Consider the following 16,352-nt stretch of genomic DNA (forward strand, 5'->3'; position numbering starts at 1 on the left):
AGCGAACATTTTATGAAATGAGTTTAAAAAATTGGAGGCCAAGACATGACTCAGTTTAGACGTGTTTTTGTTATTGTGCTTGATTCCGTTGGAATCGGACAAGCACTCGATGCACAAAAATATGACGATGAAGGTGCCGATACTTTAGGTCATATCGGAAGTGGCTATCAAGGTCACTTTGAACTAAAAAATTTGCAAAAATTAGGATTATCAAACATTAGACCTGAAAATCCAATTACTAATGTCCCAATTGCTCCAAGTCCACTTGCGAGTTTTGGTAAAATGCAAGAAATTTCTGTTGGAAAAGATAGTATGGATGGGCACTTTGAAATGATGGGTTTACCAGTGACTGAACCACTTGGATTTTTCCCTGATGGATTTGATGATGCTTTAATCAAAAAAATTGAGGATTATAGTGGACGCAAAGTTATTGTAAATAAACCTTATTCAGGAACAGAAGTCATTGAAAAGTATGGGGAACACCAACTCGAAACAGGTGACTTGATTGTCTATACATCAGGTGATTCTGTTCTACAAATTGCGGCAAACACGGCAGTGATGCCACTTGAAGAATTACATGATCTTTGTCGATATGTGCGTTCAATCACAATTGATGCGCCTTACCGTATTGGTCGAGTCATTGCACGTCCTTACGTTGGTACAAATAAAGATAATTTTGAACGAACCAGTGATCGTCATGATTATGCGTTGCTACCTGAAAAGCCAACAGATTTAGATCGTCTAAAAGAAGCAGGATATGAAGTAATTGCAGTCGGTAAAACAGAAGATATCTTTAGTGGTCAAGGCATTACTGAGGGGTTTCATACAACAAGTAATAGGGATGGTATGGACAAGGTAATCGAACTGAGTGACCGTGAATTTAGAGGCTTTTTATTTGCTAATCTCGTTGATTTTGATGCGATGTATGGTCATCGTCGAAATATTCAAGGTTATGGGGATGCACTAATGGACTTTGACCGCCGTCTAGGTGAGTTATTACCATTGCTTAAAGAAGATGACTTATTGATGATTACAGCAGACCATGGTAATGACCCAGGTTTTAAAGGAACTGATCATACACGTGAATTTGTACCACTGCTTGCTTATAGTCCATCACTAATAGGAAGTCAAGATCTTGGTACACGTCAAACTTTCTCTGATTTAGGACAGACTATTTTAGATAATTTTGAAGTTAAAGGAACAGAACACGGCACAAGCTTTTTAAATCAATTAAAATAATACGGAGGACTAAACTTATGGCAACACCACATATTCAAGCTGAAAAAGGCGAAATTGCATCAATTGTACTTCTACCAGGAGATCCATTGCGTGCTAAATTTATCGCAGAAAACTTTTTAGAAGATGCAAAACTTTACAATAGCGTTCGTAATACATTTGGTTATACAGGAACTTACAAGGGCGTTGAAATTTCTGTTCAAGCAACAGGAATGGGGATGCCTTCAATGAGTATTTACGCAAACGAATTAATGCGTGATTACGGCGTTAAAACCTTAATTCGTGTGGGAACAACTGGTTCTATTCGTGAAGAAGTTAAAGTGCGTGATATTGTGATTTCACAAGCAGCAAGTACAGATTCAAACATTATTCGTACCACTTTTGGTGATGGTATTTTCTATGCACCTATTTCAGATTTTGGCTTACTACGTAAATCTGTTGAATTAGCTGAAGAAGAAGGGCTAACTTACCATGTCGGGAATACATTTGGTGAAGACCGTTTTTACAATGATGAAATGAACAAAGACAAATTACGTGAATACAACTTATTATGTCTTGAAATGGAAATTCCAGCATTGTATATGTTAGCTGCAAAATATAATTGTCGTGCTTTAGGTATTTTGACAGTAAGTGACCACTTAATTACAGGTGAACAAACGAGTTCGGATGAACGCCAAGAAGGTTTTGGTAAAATGGTAGAACTTGCACTTGAAACAGCTATTCAAGCTTCATAATTAGCAATAAAAAAAGACCATTATTTTGATAATGGTCTTTTTTTATTTAACTAGCTATTGCCAAAATTTACAAACAAAATTTGCATATCTGATAGTCGTAGGGTATTGTGAATATTGCGATAAGTTGTTTTGGTGTCAGGGATGCACAACTTATTAATAATACAAATAAAGTAGGGTTGTTCAATTGGAAATGAACGTATTAAATTTTGTCGAATTGATAAAAGAAGATAAATATCAAAAACAATTAACTACAATGAAACGTAGTGAATTAAACAAAACAAAACTCAAAAAATTTGTGCACGAAACGCTGATGGCAGTTACAGAAAGTCTTAACTCAGGTTATATGGCACAACATCAACTTCATTTAGAAGGACGGAGACCTCTAACTGTGGGAGTTGAGACAGGAATTGTTAATTTGCCATATGAGAATATCGATAAGGTCACTAAAATTATGACGGAAGAAGACAACCGTGAAGTTGCAGTATATTTGACAGCTAGTTCAGATTTTTTAAACAAGTCAGGATTTAGAATTGATCAATTAGCAACAGCTGATGACGTTATTTCTGATGAGCAAAGTTTTGAAAGTCAGATGATTAGTTGGGTTGAAGAAAAAATGCAATTAGTTAAAGATTATCAAGTTGAAGAACCTAAAAAGTCAGAATCTAAAAAAGAAACGAAAAAAAAGACTGAAAAATCAACTAAAAAAACAACAAAGAAGGCTAAAAAATGATTACACAAGTTTTGTTGATGATGCTAGTTGGAATTGTCGCTGGAACTTTGGGCTCAATTCTAGGAATTGGTGGTGGAATGATTATCACACCATTTTTAACGGTTGGTTTGGGACTAGATATTAAGTATGCCATTGGTGCAAGCATTATTGCTGTAATTGCAACAAGTTCAGGAGCCAGCGTTGCTTATTTAAAAGATGATTTATTAAATCTTCGTGTAGCGATGTTTCTAGAGTTAGCAACGACAACGGGTGCTATTATTGGAGCGGTTTTAACTGGACTTGTGCCTTCAAGTCTGTTGTCTGTTCTATTTGGGTTATTGTTGGTTTATTCAGCCTATAATATGTATCGTAAATTGCGTAATAAACAAAAAAACGTTGTTCAAAACGAAGATGATAAGTGGTCTAAAAAGCTAAAATTGAATGGTCGATATTATGATCATCAATCTCAAAAACAAATTTCATATGCTGTTAAAAATATACCCGGTGGGTTCGCCATGATGACAGGTGCTGGATTTGCCAGTGGCTTACTTGGAATTGGTAGTGGTGCTTTTAAAGTGATTGCTATGGATACCATCATGAAAATGCCGCTGAAGCCATCAACGGCTACAAGTAACTTAATGATGGGGGTTACAGCAGCAGCCAGTGCGACCGTTTACTTTTTCAATGGGTCTATGAGATTTGATATTGCAGCACCGCTTGCATTGGGTATTTTGCTAGGGGCCATGATAGGTTCTCGCATCATGGTTCATTTGAAGCCGAAAGTAATTAGAATGATTTTCATTCCAATTATTTTATACATGGGAATTCAAATGGCACTTAAAGGATTCGGGGTGATGTAAGATGAACGACAAGCAAAAAGAAATGCAAGATGTTGAACTTTTAATCGGTAAGATTTTAAGAGCAGGTGTCATTATTGCGGCGGTTGTGATGGCGTTTGGTGTTTTGTTATTGCTACTTCAAGGTAATAGTGGTTATGCAGGTAACAATATGCCAGCCAGTTTATCTGAGGTTTTTATGGGCTCCATTGCATTAAAACCTTATGCGATTATGGCTTTAGGAATCTTATTATTGATTTTAACACCTGTATTACGAGTAGTGATTTCAATCTACGCCTTTTTTAAAGAATCGGATTATTTATATATGTGGATAACATCAATTGTGCTAGTCATTTTAATTATTTCAATGGTTGTTGGTTATCTAGGTAAATAAAATCGTGACAAATTATCCTAAGAGGTTTTTAATAATATTATGGGGAGTATTTCATAACTATTATTAGGGGGGGATTAATCTTGCCACGATTATATCGTAGTATTAGATTTTTTATTTTATTAATTATGCTTATTTATATTGCTAACTTTTTACCAAAAATAGTGGTGCAATTTCAGAGTTTGCCCTACCCGGGGAAAATAACGATGATATTGTCCTTATTTTTGGTAATTTTTTTAATGGGGATATTTTTACTTGCGATAAAAATTAGACATACTAAAATAACGACTAAGAAGTATTGGTGTATTGTTTTTGGGATAACTGGTATTGCTTTTGTATGGCAATTATTTTTGATACATGAAGTAGCGTTAGACATAGAAGGATGGGATCCGTGGACCATTTTTAAGTGGATAACTGGAAATGGTGATGTTTATCCTAACTATTTTTCTTATAATCCCAATAACATGATAACGATGTATATGTATCAATTAACTAATACTATAGAAGCATTATTTGGCAGACAATTAAGTTGGTTAGCGCTTGATAGAATGAATATGATTGTCATTCTTATCTCAAGTTTGTTATTTGCCTACATTGCTAAAAATTTACTTTCATCAATAGCAGCCCTATTTTCGGTTGGATTGTTTTCAATATATTTCACTTTTTCACCGTTATCAGTTATTCCGTATTCAGATACGTTATCATTACTGCCAGCACTATTAACAATTGTGCTACTTTTATTAGCGAAGCATTACCAAAGTCAAAAAACTTTTTGTGCATTGCTAGTAGTCGTAGCCGGTTTTACGGCATCAATTAGTTACTATACTAAAGCTTCTTCAGTAATCTTTTTTATAGCTTTTTTGATTGCTAGTGGGATTAATATGATTAAGACAAATCGTTTTAACATCTTTAAAGTCGAATTACTTGGATATTTAGTATTTGGACTTTTAGCAGGATTTTATGGCATGAGAAAAATTAATCAGATTCAAACTATAGTGACATATGAGAGCACCTTAGCGACACCTATGACGCACTACCTAGCTATAGGAGCTTCTGAAAAAGGATGGTGGAATCAGCCTGATCAAGACTTCACACGTTCATTTGATAGCTACAGTGAGCGTTCACGAAGAAATCTGGATAAATTTGTTCAAAGAGTGAATGATAGAGGATTGGATAGGTACGTCGATTTTTTGAAATATAAAAATGCCATTACTTTCAATGATGGAACACTGGGATGGTATGAAGAGGGTGGCGGAAAAGTCGTTAATGATGTCCCTTCAAAAACTAACAGTGAAAAAAATAATTTGCGAAAATTTTTGTATGGTCAAGGGTCAAAAACGGCTGTTACTAAGTGGTTATCACAAGTGATGTGGTTAGTTCTTTGGATTATCGTAACTTGTTCGGTTATCAACTTTTTTAGAAAGCAAACCTCATCGCTGTCGACAGATTGGCTTGCTCTGACTGTGCTAGGTGGTTTTATCTTTTTATCGTTATTTGAATCTGGAAGAGGTCGATACGTGATTCAATTTTTACCTTATTATTTTCTTCTAGCAGGATTTTTACTTAATGATTTTAAAAATAAAACAAAAAAACATACTCAAAAATAATGAGTATGTTTTTATTTTGCTTATTTATTATTATCTAAACCAATGTTGTAATCATTATCTCTCATAGCAGAAACGTGACCTAATAGGTAACCGTTACCAACTTGTGAGAAGAAGTCATGGTTTGAAGTTCCTGTTGATAATCCATTCATAACAATCGGATTAACATCTTCATCTGTATCAGGAAATAGCGGGTTTTGACCTAAGTTCATCAAAGCTTTATTAGCATTGTAACGAAGGAAGGTCATAACATCTTCTGTCCAGCCAATTTCATCATAAAGATCTTGTGTATAAAGTGTTTCGTTTTCATAAAGTTTGTACAATAAATCGTACATCCAGTCTTGCATTTCTTCTTGCTCTTTTTCACTTAATTCGTTAAATCCAAGTTGGAATTTGTAACCAATGTAAGTTCCATGAACGGATTCATCACGGATAATCAACTTAATGATTTCAGCCACATTAGCTAACTTGTTGTTACCCAAGTAGTAAAGTGGTGTGTAGAATCCAGAGTAGAATAAGAAAGTTTCAAGAAAAACACTAGCCACTTTCTTTTGAAGAGGTGAGCCATCTTGATAGATATCATTAATGTATTTTGCTTTTTTCTGTAAGTATTCGTTGTGGTCTGTCCAATTGAAGATTTCTTTAATTTCTTCATTAGTGTTCAAAGTACTAAAGATTGAAGAATAACTTTTAGCATGAACAGATTCCATAAATTGAATGTTATTTAAAACAGCTTCTTCTTTTTGAGTACGGACATTTTCTTTAAGTTTAGCCATACCATCTTGAGACTGAAGCGTATCAAGTAAAGTTAAGCCACCAAAAACATGCCCAACAACTGTCTTTTCTTCAGGCTTTAGAGTGCGCCAGTCATCTAAGTCGTTAGATAATGGGATACGTGTGTCTAACCAGAATTGTTCAGTTAGTTTTTCCCATGTTGCTTTATCAATAGTATCTTCGATTTCGTTCCAGTTTATTGCTTTATAATAATTATCTACTTTTTCCAAAATATCATCTCCATAGGGGGTTTTTAGACTTTTATTTCTAAATACTACAACTTTCACATTCGTTAGAACCAACTTCTTGTGAGTCATCAGTGAAGGTGCGAACGTAATAAATAGATTTGATACCTTTGTAGTAGGCATAGTTACGTAAGATACTCAAGTCACGAGTTGTTTGTTCTTCTTCTTCTTTCCATTCATACAATCCTTCAGGAATTGTTGAACGTAGGAATAATGTTAAACTCATACCTTGATCGATATGTTGTTGAGCAACGGCATAAGTATCAATAACTTTACGCATGTCGGTATCATAAGCTGATGTGTAGTAGTTGATAGTTTCATTGTCTAAGTGAGGTGCAGGGAAGTATAATTTACCATTTTTCTTTTCTGTACGTTCTTCAATCAGACGGGTAATTGGATGAAGGCTTGCACTTGTGTCATTGATGTAAGAAATTGACCCTGTAGGTGCAATTGCTAAACGGTAAGCATTGTAAAGGCCGTCTTGTTGAATTGCTTCCTTCAAGTCTTGCCAATCTTGTTGTGATGGCACCATGATACCATCAAATAGTTGTTTAACACGTTTTGACTTTGGCGCAAAACTTTGAGTAAGGTACTTATCAAAGTATTCACCAGTTGCGTAAGTTGATTTTTCAAAATTGTGGAAAGTTTGCTTTCTTTCACGAGCAATTTGATTACTTTCAGCTAAAGTCCAATAGTTGAGTAGCATAAAGTAAGTATCTACAAATTCAAGTGCTTCTTTTGAGCCATAATGAATATGTTCTTTTGCCAAGAATGAGTGTAATCCCATAGCACCAAGTCCAATTGAATGGCTTAGTTCATTACCTTTAGCGACTGTTGGAACAGCTTCAATATTTGATGTATCTGAAATATAGGTCAACGCACGAGTCATTGTTTTAACTGATTTACCAAAATCAGGACTAGTCATTAAGTTGCCAATGTTTGTTGATCCCAAGTTACAGCTGATATCTGTTCCCATTTGTTCAAACTCTTGTTTGTCATTTAAGATAGCGGGAGTTTGAACTTGTTGAATTTCAGAACACAAGTTACTCATGATGATTTTACCGTCAATAGGATTTTCACGGTTAGCAGTGTCAACATTTAAGATGTAAGGATAACCGGATTCTTGTTGAAGCTTTGAAATTTCATTTTCAAGCTCACGAGCATTGATTTTGTACTTACGAATCTCGTCATTTTGAACCATATTGTCATATTCTTTTGTAATATCAACATATGAGAAAGGCTCGCCATAAATACGTTCAACGTCATAGGGACTGAACAAATACATATCTTGGTTAGTCCGAACAAGTTCGTAGTATTTATCAGGAACCACAACACCTAGTGAAAGTGTTTTAACACGAATCTTTTCATCAGCATTTTCTTTTTTAGCTGATAGGAATTGAATGATATCTGGGTGAAAAACGTTTAGATAAACCGCACCCGCACCTTGGCGTTGTCCTAATTGGTTTGAATAAGAAAATGAATCTTCAAGTAACTTCATAACGGGGATTACACCACTAGAAGCGCCTTCTATTCCTTTAATTGGAGCACCAGATTCACGCAAGTTAGATAGTGCTATTCCAACACCTCCACCAATTCGTGATAGTTGAAGTGCGGAGTTAATTCCACGACCAATACTGTTCATGTCATCAGTCATTTGGATTAGAAAACAGGAAACAAATTCACCACGGCGTTTTTTACCAGCATTTAAAAAGCTAGGTGTAGCAGGTTGATAACGCTGACTAACCATTTCATCAGCAAGTGCTTCAGCTAATTGCTCATCACCATTTGCGTAATAAAGAGCATTAAAAAAGACCCTGTCGATGAAGGTCTCAAGATAATAAGCACCATCATTAGTTTTTAAAGCGTATTGATTATAAAACTTGTAAGCTGCCATAAATGATTTGAAACGAAAGTTTTTATCTTCCATTCTTTTATGAAGTTTATTTAGAAATTCTTGAGAATATTGTTCTAAAAACTCAGCCTCAATGTAGTCATGTTCAATTAAAAAGTCCAATTTGTCTTTTAAATTATTAAATTGTTTAACGTTAGGAATTACGTTTTCATGGAAGAAAGCTTTGAGAGCTTCTTTATCTTTATTAAGTGGGATTTGATTGTCTACAGGACGATTCACTTCATTGTTTAAAACAAAGTATGAAATATCACTGATATTTAAATCTTTAAGACTCATATTCTTTCACAACTTTCTTGAATTCTGCGACATCTTTGTTAGTGCCATTAAATTCAAAATCAAAAATAATAGGAACGTCATAGTGTTCTGAAATTTTCTTAGCCGTGTGAAGATAAAGGTGGTTGAAGTTCTTGTTACCACCACCAGCGACACCAACTAAGTTTTCAGAATTAGAGCCATAATCTAAGAACTCAAGAATACTTTCGACAAGTTCTAGTTCATATGACGGTACAATTAAAATAAAAGGTTCATTCATTTCATGAAAGGGATCTTCATCGCTGATTTCATAAGATGGCAGATCGAGTTTTTTCATGAATCTTCTCGTTTGACCTGTCAATGTGTAAAAAACTAGTTTCATGATAAAACCAAGTCTTTTACTTTATTAGGCGCAAAACCAATAATAGGGTCTTGATCTGGTGAAAAGAAAACAGGAACACTGCGGTATCCTTGTGCTTTAAGTTCTTCCAATGCTGTTGCATCTTCATCAACATTAACTTCTTTGAACTCGATTCCTTTTTGAGCAAGTAAACGTTTCATCATTTTGCATTGCATACAGTTATTTTTTGTGTACATGATTGATTCTGTCATGATAAAAATCCCCCTAGAAATTATTAAATGCCCATTATAATGAGACAGTAATGGCCATTTGAAAGTGTATTTTAAAAATTAAAGACCCCACAATATATTGTGGGGGCCAAGGTAACTCAATACCTCATGATGTAGATTGTGCGATGATTGTTGCTTAAAGTCAAGCGATAAATTGAATAAAAAAAGGTTGACAGATAAGAAATCGTAATCCTCCCATATTTGTGGAGTTTGGAATTTTTTTGGATTAATTGCATCTGTAAAATAATGACTTTTGTATTGAGCCACAATAATAAATTTAAGTAAAATTTTTGCTAAATGTCAACCTGTTTATACTGTTTCAAAAAAGATGTTAATAAATAATGTGGGATTAAAGTCGATAATAGCTAGACTTTAGTTTGTTATCTATTTTATAATTCTAAGTGATTGTTAAATTGAGGGAGTTTATAATATATGAAAAAATTCTTGGTATCCTTGTTAAAGGCACTATCTTTACTAGTGATTATACTAGTAGTTATGTTTGGAGCGTACAAAGGGGCTCGTTACGTAGCTGCTCACCAGAAGAAAACCGTAATTAGTGAGATGTACACAAAAGCTAAAATTAATGATAGCTTGAAGTCAGGAGAAAATTTAACATATCACTTAACTAAGTTAGGACAAGAATCTTTACAGCCTGATTTATATTTTGATAAAACAAAAAATCATACTGATCCAATGGCTTACACCTCGCAAGAAGGTGGTATGCTTTATCAACACAGTGCAGGGCAACTAACCATTCCTTCAGATATTTCGGCAGGACATATTTTAGAAATAAAAACGCCTTTTTATATTGACTCATTTTCAGACGATGCTACTTTAATTTTGGAAGATTCAGAAGGTCAAAAGTTAACCTATAATGGGACTAACTTCAATACTGATTGGAATTATCGCAATCAGGGACTAGTGCGAGTTTTGACAGGGACTAACTTTGATAAAGAACAGTTAATCAATGACTCTGAATTTTTAAAGAAAAACGCAGGAAAAACGATTAATTATCGATTTGATAACCCACAATATATGATGGCCTCGAAAAAGGCACTTTTAGATAGTCAATTAACTAAGCATAAAAATGTTGAATTGAATCGTACGGAAATATCAAAAGAGAAATCATTCACTTATAAGTTTAATGCATCTAGTGAAAATATCGAAGCTTTGAATTTTAAGGTTTATAATCAGGATAATGAAGATATTACCAACAAGTTTAGTGTAACTATTCAATCTCAAAAGATTGAAAATCATACAGACTACAGTCAAACTTTAACTATTAATCAAGTTGGTGATTTAACTGAAAAAGATCAAAAAATGCAAATTGTAATGCCGTTATATGGGCATTTCATTACATCTGTTTTTTATGCAGGAGATAAGCTGCCAATTATTCAATAAATTATTAGAGGATAAAAAATGAACACAAAAAAAGTGACAATTCAGCAAACTTTGTTGATTGGATTAATGACTTTTGGTCTTTTTTTTGGAGCAGGGAATTTAATATTCCCTGTTTTTTTAGGCCAACAAGCACAAGCAAATTATCCACAAGCCTTTTTAGGATTTATCTTATCAGATTGCGGATTTATTTTAATAGGAATTGCGAGTTTGTGCCTCAGTCAAACGTACCATTTTAAAAAATTAATGACCAAATTAGCGCCTATTCCCGGCAAATTATTTGGGACGCTACTTTATTTGGTGATTGGACCGTTAATTTTATTACCCAGGTTAGCTAGCGTATCGTTTAAAATGGGATTAGGCAGTTTTATACCTGAACAATATTACTTTCTTGCAATGGCAATATATACAGCAGGGTATTTTGTAATTGTGTATCGATTAAGTCAAGACTCGCGTAACATTGTTAGTATTGTAGGTAAAGTATTTACACCGCTTTTGTTAGTGACACTAACCATTGTTTTTGGATTAGTTTTTATTTTTAAAATGGGGAGTCCGACCCAACCGCTTAATGTAACTTATCAGACTAGCCCGATACTTCAAGGATTTTTAGATGGTTACAACACAATGGATGCATTGGTTTCTGTTATTTTTGGATTTATTATTATTAAAGCCTATCAAAGTCTCGGGATAAATGACGCCAAGCAGTTGGCTGTAGAAAGTCTGAAAAGTAGTCTAGTAGCAGTAGTTTTGATTACATCTGTTTATTTTGGATTAGTTTATTTGGGTGCAACCAGCTTGACTATTATGGACCCGATGACAAATGGTAGTCCAATTTTGGTCAAGGTCGTTCATCATTACCTAGGGGATGCAGGTGGACTTTTATTGATGGTCATTGTGATTTCTGCAACTTTAAAAACTGCAATTGGCTTGATGTCTTCTTTTGAACAGGGGTTGAGCGAGATTTATCCTAGAATAAAGTCAGGTTATTTCAATAAATTTAGTGCCATCTTGTCATTTGCAATAGCAATGTTTGGCTTGGATTTTATTTTGATGTATTCCAACTACTTATTGAACTTTGTTTATCCTGTTGTTTTTATTTTAATTCTAATTATGTTTGTTTCACCAAAATTTGGTGATCAATCAGTGTATTATCGATTTTCCGTTGCGTTTGCGATATTGCCGATTATTTGCAACGTTTTGGCAGCAGCAAATCCTGGTAGTCAATTCGACTTTGTTAATCAACGTATTCCGCTTGGATCAATGGGTTTTGGCTGGTTATTACCAGCTATTTTAGGTTATTTCATTGCTTTTCTTCGTGTGAAAAAATCGAAAACTTAGCGATTGTTACACAATTGTAATTGTTTAAAGGGGGGTTTGTAACCTGTTTGTTACATTTTTTCGTTACAATGGTTTCTGTTATTTAAAACAAAAACAATTATTTCGGAGGAATTTCCTTGAAAAATTTAAACAATAAAACAATAAAAGTAATTTTAGCAAGTTTGATTGCTGTTGCATTGATTATTATTGCAAAACCAACGCAATCGGATGAAGTACAAGCTGCAACAAAGGGTGAAGATGTTGCTATTAATTATGTTCCTGGTTACGGCATAGCTGTTTGGAATGGCTATATTGAAGGTTCATTCACTGGACAATATCTAAACCATGGAACAACATGGAAAATTGTTAATACAGCAACTGATACAACAGGTAATCTTTGGTATGATTTAGGTGCAAATCAATGGATTGATAGCCGTTATACACAAAATGCTGCTGCGATATCTCAAGCGGCTGAACAAGCTTCAAATCAAGGAACATTCAAGCTAAGTTTTTATGATCCAAAAGTTTTGGGGTCAAACATGGGCTACAGTGGTGTAGCAGCTAACTTGTCAGTTTTTCCTAAGGGAACTAAATTAAAAATAACATTATCTGACGGTACTGTTTGGTATCGTACTGTAAATGATACAGGCGGATTTGCTTATGGTAATCCTCGTCAATTGGATGTTGCTATGCCAAACTATGCTATTCCATCAGCCGGGATCTTATACGCTAATGTTCAAGTTATTTATTAAAATAAAAAGACTAGCCTTTAAAGGCTAGTCTTTTTATTTTAATTTGATGTTTTTTAAGTTAACGATTATTTTTTTGTTTAATTCGATAACGTTGTTGTCATCTTCTTTTTCATTATCAGTAATCGTAAGCAAAACTGAGTTTTCATAAATTTTTTCAATAGTACCTGAAAAAGGTTGTTTTAAGTCTTCTTCAACTTTTGCTTTAACTTTTTGGCCAACGGCTAGTTTTTCTTTATCCATATTTATCCATCCTTTTTATGAAGTTTAACACATACTATATAAGATAATAAACTCAAGCTGTAATTTCAATGATTAATAATTGTAATACTATCGGATTATCTCTGTAACATAACTGAAACATTCTTTAGATATAATAAATTCATCGATTAAGAAATCAAACATTAAATTTAAAAATAATTATCGGAGGATTCACTTTTGAAAAATTTTACTAAACGACTATCAACAATTACATCAGCAGCATTTCTTGGAATTGCCGGAGTAGCAGCTGTAAACAATATGGACAATAATGCTAACCAACAGGTTCAAGCTGCTGAAGTTAACCAAACTGTTCAAATTAACTACGTTTCTGGATACTCTGTAGCCGTTTGGAGTGGTTATCAAGGTGGAGACGTAACCGGTCAAACATTAGCACATGGTTCACAGTGGAAAGTAACTAACAAGGCTTATGATTACCAAGGTAACTTGTGGTATGATTTGGGAAATAACCAATGGGTTAAAGGACAATATGTTGTTGATGCAGGTGCTGTTTCTCAAGCTGCTTCAAGTCAAATACAATCAGTTATTAACATGGCTCAATCTCAAGGTGGAATCCCTTATGTATGGGGTGGAAAAACACCTGCAGGATTTGACTGTTCAGGTTTAATGCAATATGTATTTGCTCAAGCAACTGGTCGTCAAATTGGTGGCTATACAGTCGCTCAAGAATCAGCTGGACGTAAAGTCTCAGTATCTCAATTACAAGCCGGAGATTTAGTATTCTGGGGAAGCCAAGGTAACTCATATCACGTTGGTTTATATATTGGAAATGGTCAATACATCCACGCGCCTCAACCTGGTGAAGGTGTTAAAACCTCAACAATCTCATCATACTTCATGCCTTCATTTGGTGTACGTGTACTTTAATATTGTCAGTATATAATTTAAATTTAATGTTTATAAAAGTTTTAAAAAGACCGCTGCTGTGGTCTTTTTTTTTTATGCTGAAATTGAATGATTATGTAAGATTATGTAAATATTAATAATTTATAGTATAATGATGTGAGGAAGATTACAATTTAAGCCAATATTAATATTGGCTTTAGTTAGAAGTTAGAAAGGGATGTCGCAAATGTCATTGATTAGCTTCAAAAATGTTGGAAAATCATACGGAGAGTTCAAAGCATTAAAAGATATCAATTTAGATATTAACCAAGGACAGATTGTTTCTATTATTGGGCCTTCTGGGTCTGGAAAAAGCACATTACTTAGAACAATGAATGGTCTTGAAGAAATTAATGAAGGTCAATTAATTGTTGATGACCATGATTTATCTAATCCAAAAGTTGACATTAATAAGTTGAGAAAAGATGTTGGAATGGTATTTCAACACTTTAATTTATATGCCAATAAGACAATATTGGAAAATATAACGCTAGCACCTAGAATTGTGCTAAAAGAAAATACTAAACAAGCAGAGCAAAATGCTATGAAATTGCTTGAAATGGTAGGATTGAAAGATCAAGCTAATAAATACCCATCACAATTATCTGGTGGTCAGCAACAAAGAATTGCGATTGCGCGTTCACTTGCAATGAAACCCAAAGCAATCTTGTTTGATGAACCGACAAGCGCGCTTGATCCTGAAATGATTGGGGATGTACTTAATGTCATGAAAGAAGTGGCAGGTCAAGATATGACAATGGTGGTAGTTACTCATGAAATGGGATTTGCTCGAGAAGTTGGTGATAGAATAATTTTTATGGATAGTGGCCAAATCCTTGAAGATTCAAACGATCCTAAAGCATTTTTCAAGAAACCTAAAGAACCACGTGCACAACAATTTTTAAGTAAAGTTATCGGTCATTAGGAGTGTGAAAAGTATGCCAAAAGTACTCAAAAAATTAGGCGCTTTAGGTGTTATTCTAATCGTAGGATTAATAACAACCGCTTGTGGACAAAGTTTAGCACAGCAAAGCGTTACTGAAAGAGTTGAAAAAACTAAAACGATAACTTGGGGAGTAAAAGGGGACCAAAAGTTATTTAGTTTAATTAATGTAGAAAATGGTCAACATGAAGGATTTGAAGATGATTTAGCCCAATTGTTATCCAAAAAAGCATTCGGTGATGATATTAAGGTCGAGTTTGCAACTGTAACGAGTTCAAGTCGAGTGCCAATGCTAAAAAACGGGAATGTTGATGCTTTAATTTCTACTATGACGATTACACCAGCTCGACAAAAACAACTTGATTTTACACAACCTTATTTTAATGCTGGACAATCGTTATTGGTTAAAAAAGGCAGCTCAATTAAAAATGTTAAAGATTTAGATAGTTCTAAAACTGTTTTGGGATTACAAGGTTCTAGTTCAGTTCAAAACATTAAGAAAGCAGCGCCTAATGCGCATGTTTTAGAATTAAGTGATTTAGCCCAAGCATTTACGGCATTGAAATCAGGTCAAGGTGATGTATTGACATCAGATAACGGGATTTTGTATGGCCTAGCTGCAAACAATTCAGAATATGAAGTTGTGGGCGGTGCGTTTACAACAGAACCTTATGGAATTGCTGCTAATAAAGGTCAAGAAGATTTTGTAGAAAGATTAAACCAAGCATTAACACAAGTTAAAGCAGACGGTAGTTATGATCAGCTTATTCATAAGTGGTTTGGATCAATTCCAGGATTTGAGGTGAGTCAAGTCAAATGATTACAATAATACAAGAACATTTACCCCAGTTATTAACAGGTTTATTGAATACAGTTTTTTCAAGTTTAATTGCTTTAATAGGTAGTTTGATTTTAGGAACAATTTTTGCGTTATTTGAAATAAGTCCTAATCGTCTATTAAGGTTTATTGGAAAAGCTTATGTTGAAGTTTTCCGAAACATACCGTTGTTAGTCATTGTTTTAATTTTTTATATTGTCATTCCGATGTACATTATAAAAATTAACGGATTTATGGCGGGAAGTATTGGGTTAACAATATATACATCAGCGTTCATTGCTGAGGTTATTAAAGCTGGTATTTTAAGTATAGGTAAGGGTCAAATGGAGGCTGCACGTTCCAATGGGATGAGTTATCTTCAATCAATGTGGCATGTGGTTTTACCACAGGCATTTAAAGTTGTTATTCCACCTTTAGGGAATCAGTTTATCAACTTGGTTAAAAATTCCAGTATTCTAGCATTTGTGGCAGGTGCAGATTTGATGTATCAAGCTAACAGCATTGCCTCCACAACATTTCAAACGAATCAAACATACTTAATAGTTGGTCTTCTCTACTTAATTTTAACCATGCCATTGAGTTATTATATGCGTCATTTAGAAAAGAAAATAACTAATTAG

General features: G+C 34.2%; 18 protein-coding genes. 13 read left to right on the forward strand and 5 right to left on the reverse strand.

Annotated features, from left to right (window positions below; genetic code table 11):
• Nucleotides 1–45 precede the first annotated feature (45 nt).
• From FC86_RS01255 to FC86_RS01280, 6 genes are all read left to right on the forward strand, one after another.
• Nucleotides 46–1,239 carry a phosphopentomutase gene (locus FC86_RS01255; protein WP_056974221.1) on the forward strand — a complete coding sequence of 398 codons (1,194 nt, stop codon included), beginning with the start codon at nt 46–48 and terminating at the stop codon, nt 1,237–1,239.
• Between the two features lie 17 nt (nt 1,240–1,256).
• Nucleotides 1,257–1,970: a purine-nucleoside phosphorylase gene (gene deoD, locus FC86_RS01260; RefSeq protein WP_056974222.1), complete on the forward strand. Its 714-nt coding sequence runs from the start codon at nt 1,257–1,259 to the stop codon at nt 1,968–1,970.
• A gap of 190 nt (nt 1,971–2,160) precedes the next feature.
• A complete protein-coding gene (locus FC86_RS01265; protein ID WP_156403316.1) occupies nt 2,161–2,700 on the forward strand; it encodes a hypothetical protein in 540 nt (179 codons plus the stop codon).
• Nucleotides 2,697–3,539: a sulfite exporter TauE/SafE family protein gene (locus FC86_RS01270; RefSeq protein WP_056974224.1), complete on the forward strand. Its 843-nt coding sequence runs from the start codon at nt 2,697–2,699 to the stop codon at nt 3,537–3,539. Before FC86_RS01265 ends, FC86_RS01270 begins: the two co-directional genes overlap by 4 nt.
• A 1-nt stretch (nt 3,540) precedes the next feature.
• Nucleotides 3,541–3,909 (forward strand): DUF1634 domain-containing protein, encoded by a 369-nt coding sequence (locus FC86_RS01275; protein ID WP_056974225.1) that lies wholly within the window; start codon nt 3,541–3,543, stop codon nt 3,907–3,909.
• Nucleotides 3,910–4,145: 236 nt separating this feature from the next.
• Entirely contained in the window at nt 4,146–5,513 is a 1,368-nt protein-coding gene (locus FC86_RS01280; protein WP_338033309.1) for a glycosyltransferase family protein, read from the forward strand.
• 20 nt (nt 5,514–5,533) lie between these two features.
• Here the strand turns inward: FC86_RS01280 and nrdF are convergent, their stop codons facing one another.
• From nrdF to nrdH, 4 genes are read right to left on the reverse strand one after another with little or no spacing between them, the layout of a single operon-like run.
• The gene (gene nrdF / locus FC86_RS01285; RefSeq protein WP_056974227.1) at nt 5,534–6,514 is read right to left on the reverse strand and encodes a class 1b ribonucleoside-diphosphate reductase subunit beta; all 981 of its coding nucleotides are present in this window, start codon (nt 6,512–6,514) and stop codon (nt 5,534–5,536) included.
• A 37-nt stretch (nt 6,515–6,551) separates the two neighbouring features.
• Entirely contained in the window at nt 6,552–8,717 is a 2,166-nt protein-coding gene (gene nrdE, locus FC86_RS01290; RefSeq protein WP_056974228.1) for a class 1b ribonucleoside-diphosphate reductase subunit alpha, read from the reverse strand.
• The gene (gene nrdI, locus FC86_RS01295; RefSeq protein ID WP_056974229.1) at nt 8,707–9,075 is read right to left on the reverse strand and encodes a class Ib ribonucleoside-diphosphate reductase assembly flavoprotein NrdI; all 369 of its coding nucleotides are present in this window, start codon (nt 9,073–9,075) and stop codon (nt 8,707–8,709) included. The genes nrdE and nrdI overlap by 11 nt, the downstream gene beginning before the upstream one ends.
• Nucleotides 9,072–9,305 carry a glutaredoxin-like protein NrdH gene (gene nrdH / locus FC86_RS01300; protein ID WP_056974230.1) on the reverse strand — a complete coding sequence of 78 codons (234 nt, stop codon included), beginning with the start codon at nt 9,303–9,305 and terminating at the stop codon, nt 9,072–9,074. Before nrdH ends, nrdI begins: the two co-directional genes overlap by 4 nt.
• Before the next feature lie 450 nt (nt 9,306–9,755).
• Here nrdH and FC86_RS01305 point away from each other — a divergent pair, with 450 nt between their 5' ends.
• From FC86_RS01305 to FC86_RS06665, 3 genes are all read left to right on the forward strand, one after another.
• Nucleotides 9,756–10,724: a hypothetical protein gene (locus tag FC86_RS01305; RefSeq protein ID WP_056974231.1), complete on the forward strand. Its 969-nt coding sequence runs from the start codon at nt 9,756–9,758 to the stop codon at nt 10,722–10,724.
• A gap of 18 nt (nt 10,725–10,742) precedes the next feature.
• Complete coding sequence (gene brnQ / locus FC86_RS01310) at nt 10,743–12,059, forward strand: branched-chain amino acid transport system II carrier protein (protein ID WP_056974232.1); 1,317 nt, start codon at nt 10,743–10,745, stop codon at nt 12,057–12,059.
• Nucleotides 12,060–12,175: 116 nt separating this feature from the next.
• Entirely contained in the window at nt 12,176–12,790 is a 615-nt protein-coding gene (locus FC86_RS06665; protein WP_236692274.1) for a hypothetical protein, read from the forward strand.
• 33 nt (nt 12,791–12,823) lie between these two features.
• Here FC86_RS06665 and FC86_RS01320 read toward each other — a convergent pair whose 3' ends face one another.
• Nucleotides 12,824–13,030 (reverse strand): DUF2187 family protein, encoded by a 207-nt coding sequence (locus FC86_RS01320; RefSeq protein ID WP_056974233.1) that lies wholly within the window; start codon nt 13,028–13,030, stop codon nt 12,824–12,826.
• 195 nt (nt 13,031–13,225) lie between these two features.
• On the opposite strand from FC86_RS01320, the gene FC86_RS01325 reads away from it, so the two are divergent.
• The 4 genes from FC86_RS01325 (at nt 13,226) to FC86_RS01340 (ending at nt 16,352) form a co-directional block, all read left to right on the forward strand.
• On the forward strand, nt 13,226–13,933 hold the full coding sequence (locus FC86_RS01325) for a C40 family peptidase (protein ID WP_056974234.1): 708 nt from the start codon (nt 13,226–13,228) through the stop codon (nt 13,931–13,933).
• 205 nt (nt 13,934–14,138) lie between these two features.
• The gene (locus tag FC86_RS01330) at nt 14,139–14,876 is read left to right on the forward strand and encodes an amino acid ABC transporter ATP-binding protein (protein ID WP_056974308.1); all 738 of its coding nucleotides are present in this window, start codon (nt 14,139–14,141) and stop codon (nt 14,874–14,876) included.
• Between the two features lie 13 nt (nt 14,877–14,889).
• Nucleotides 14,890–15,714 carry a transporter substrate-binding domain-containing protein gene (locus tag FC86_RS01335; protein ID WP_056974235.1) on the forward strand — a complete coding sequence of 275 codons (825 nt, stop codon included), beginning with the start codon at nt 14,890–14,892 and terminating at the stop codon, nt 15,712–15,714.
• Nucleotides 15,711–16,352, forward strand: coding sequence for an amino acid ABC transporter permease (locus tag FC86_RS01340; protein WP_056974236.1), 642 nt, complete (start codon nt 15,711–15,713; stop codon nt 16,350–16,352). Before FC86_RS01335 ends, FC86_RS01340 begins: the two co-directional genes overlap by 4 nt.

It is taken from the genome of Holzapfeliella floricola DSM 23037 = JCM 16512 (assembly GCF_001436605.1).
Taxonomy (GTDB): Bacteria; Bacillota; Bacilli; order Lactobacillales; family Lactobacillaceae; genus Holzapfeliella; species Holzapfeliella floricola.

Excerpts from the sequence above, each read along its gene's own strand:
- FC86_RS01340 (WP_056974236.1), top strand. The coding sequence starts at position 15,711 with ATGATTACAATAATACAAGAACATTTACCCCAGTTATTAACAGGTTTA.
- brnQ (WP_056974232.1), top strand. The coding sequence starts at position 10,743 with ATGAACACAAAAAAAGTGACAATTCAGCAAACTTTGTTGATTGGATTA.
- FC86_RS01320 (WP_056974233.1), bottom strand. The coding sequence starts at position 13,030 with ATGGATAAAGAAAAACTAGCCGTTGGCCAAAAAGTTAAAGCAAAAGTT.
- FC86_RS01305 (WP_056974231.1), top strand. The coding sequence starts at position 9,756 with ATGAAAAAATTCTTGGTATCCTTGTTAAAGGCACTATCTTTACTAGTG.
- FC86_RS01280 (WP_338033309.1), top strand. The coding sequence starts at position 4,146 with ATGGGGATATTTTTACTTGCGATAAAAATTAGACATACTAAAATAACG.
- FC86_RS01255 (WP_056974221.1), top strand. The coding sequence starts at position 46 with ATGACTCAGTTTAGACGTGTTTTTGTTATTGTGCTTGATTCCGTTGGA.
- FC86_RS01275 (WP_056974225.1), top strand. The coding sequence starts at position 3,541 with ATGAACGACAAGCAAAAAGAAATGCAAGATGTTGAACTTTTAATCGGT.
- deoD (WP_056974222.1), top strand. The coding sequence starts at position 1,257 with ATGGCAACACCACATATTCAAGCTGAAAAAGGCGAAATTGCATCAATT.
- FC86_RS01335 (WP_056974235.1), top strand. The coding sequence starts at position 14,890 with ATGCCAAAAGTACTCAAAAAATTAGGCGCTTTAGGTGTTATTCTAATC.
- nrdI (WP_056974229.1), bottom strand. The coding sequence starts at position 9,075 with ATGAAACTAGTTTTTTACACATTGACAGGTCAAACGAGAAGATTCATG.
- nrdH (WP_056974230.1), bottom strand. The coding sequence starts at position 9,305 with ATGACAGAATCAATCATGTACACAAAAAATAACTGTATGCAATGCAAA.
- FC86_RS01270 (WP_056974224.1), top strand. The coding sequence starts at position 2,697 with ATGATTACACAAGTTTTGTTGATGATGCTAGTTGGAATTGTCGCTGGA.
- FC86_RS01265 (WP_156403316.1), top strand. The coding sequence starts at position 2,161 with ATGAACGTATTAAATTTTGTCGAATTGATAAAAGAAGATAAATATCAA.
- nrdE (WP_056974228.1), bottom strand. The coding sequence starts at position 8,717 with ATGAGTCTTAAAGATTTAAATATCAGTGATATTTCATACTTTGTTTTA.
- FC86_RS01330 (WP_056974308.1), top strand. The coding sequence starts at position 14,139 with ATGTCATTGATTAGCTTCAAAAATGTTGGAAAATCATACGGAGAGTTC.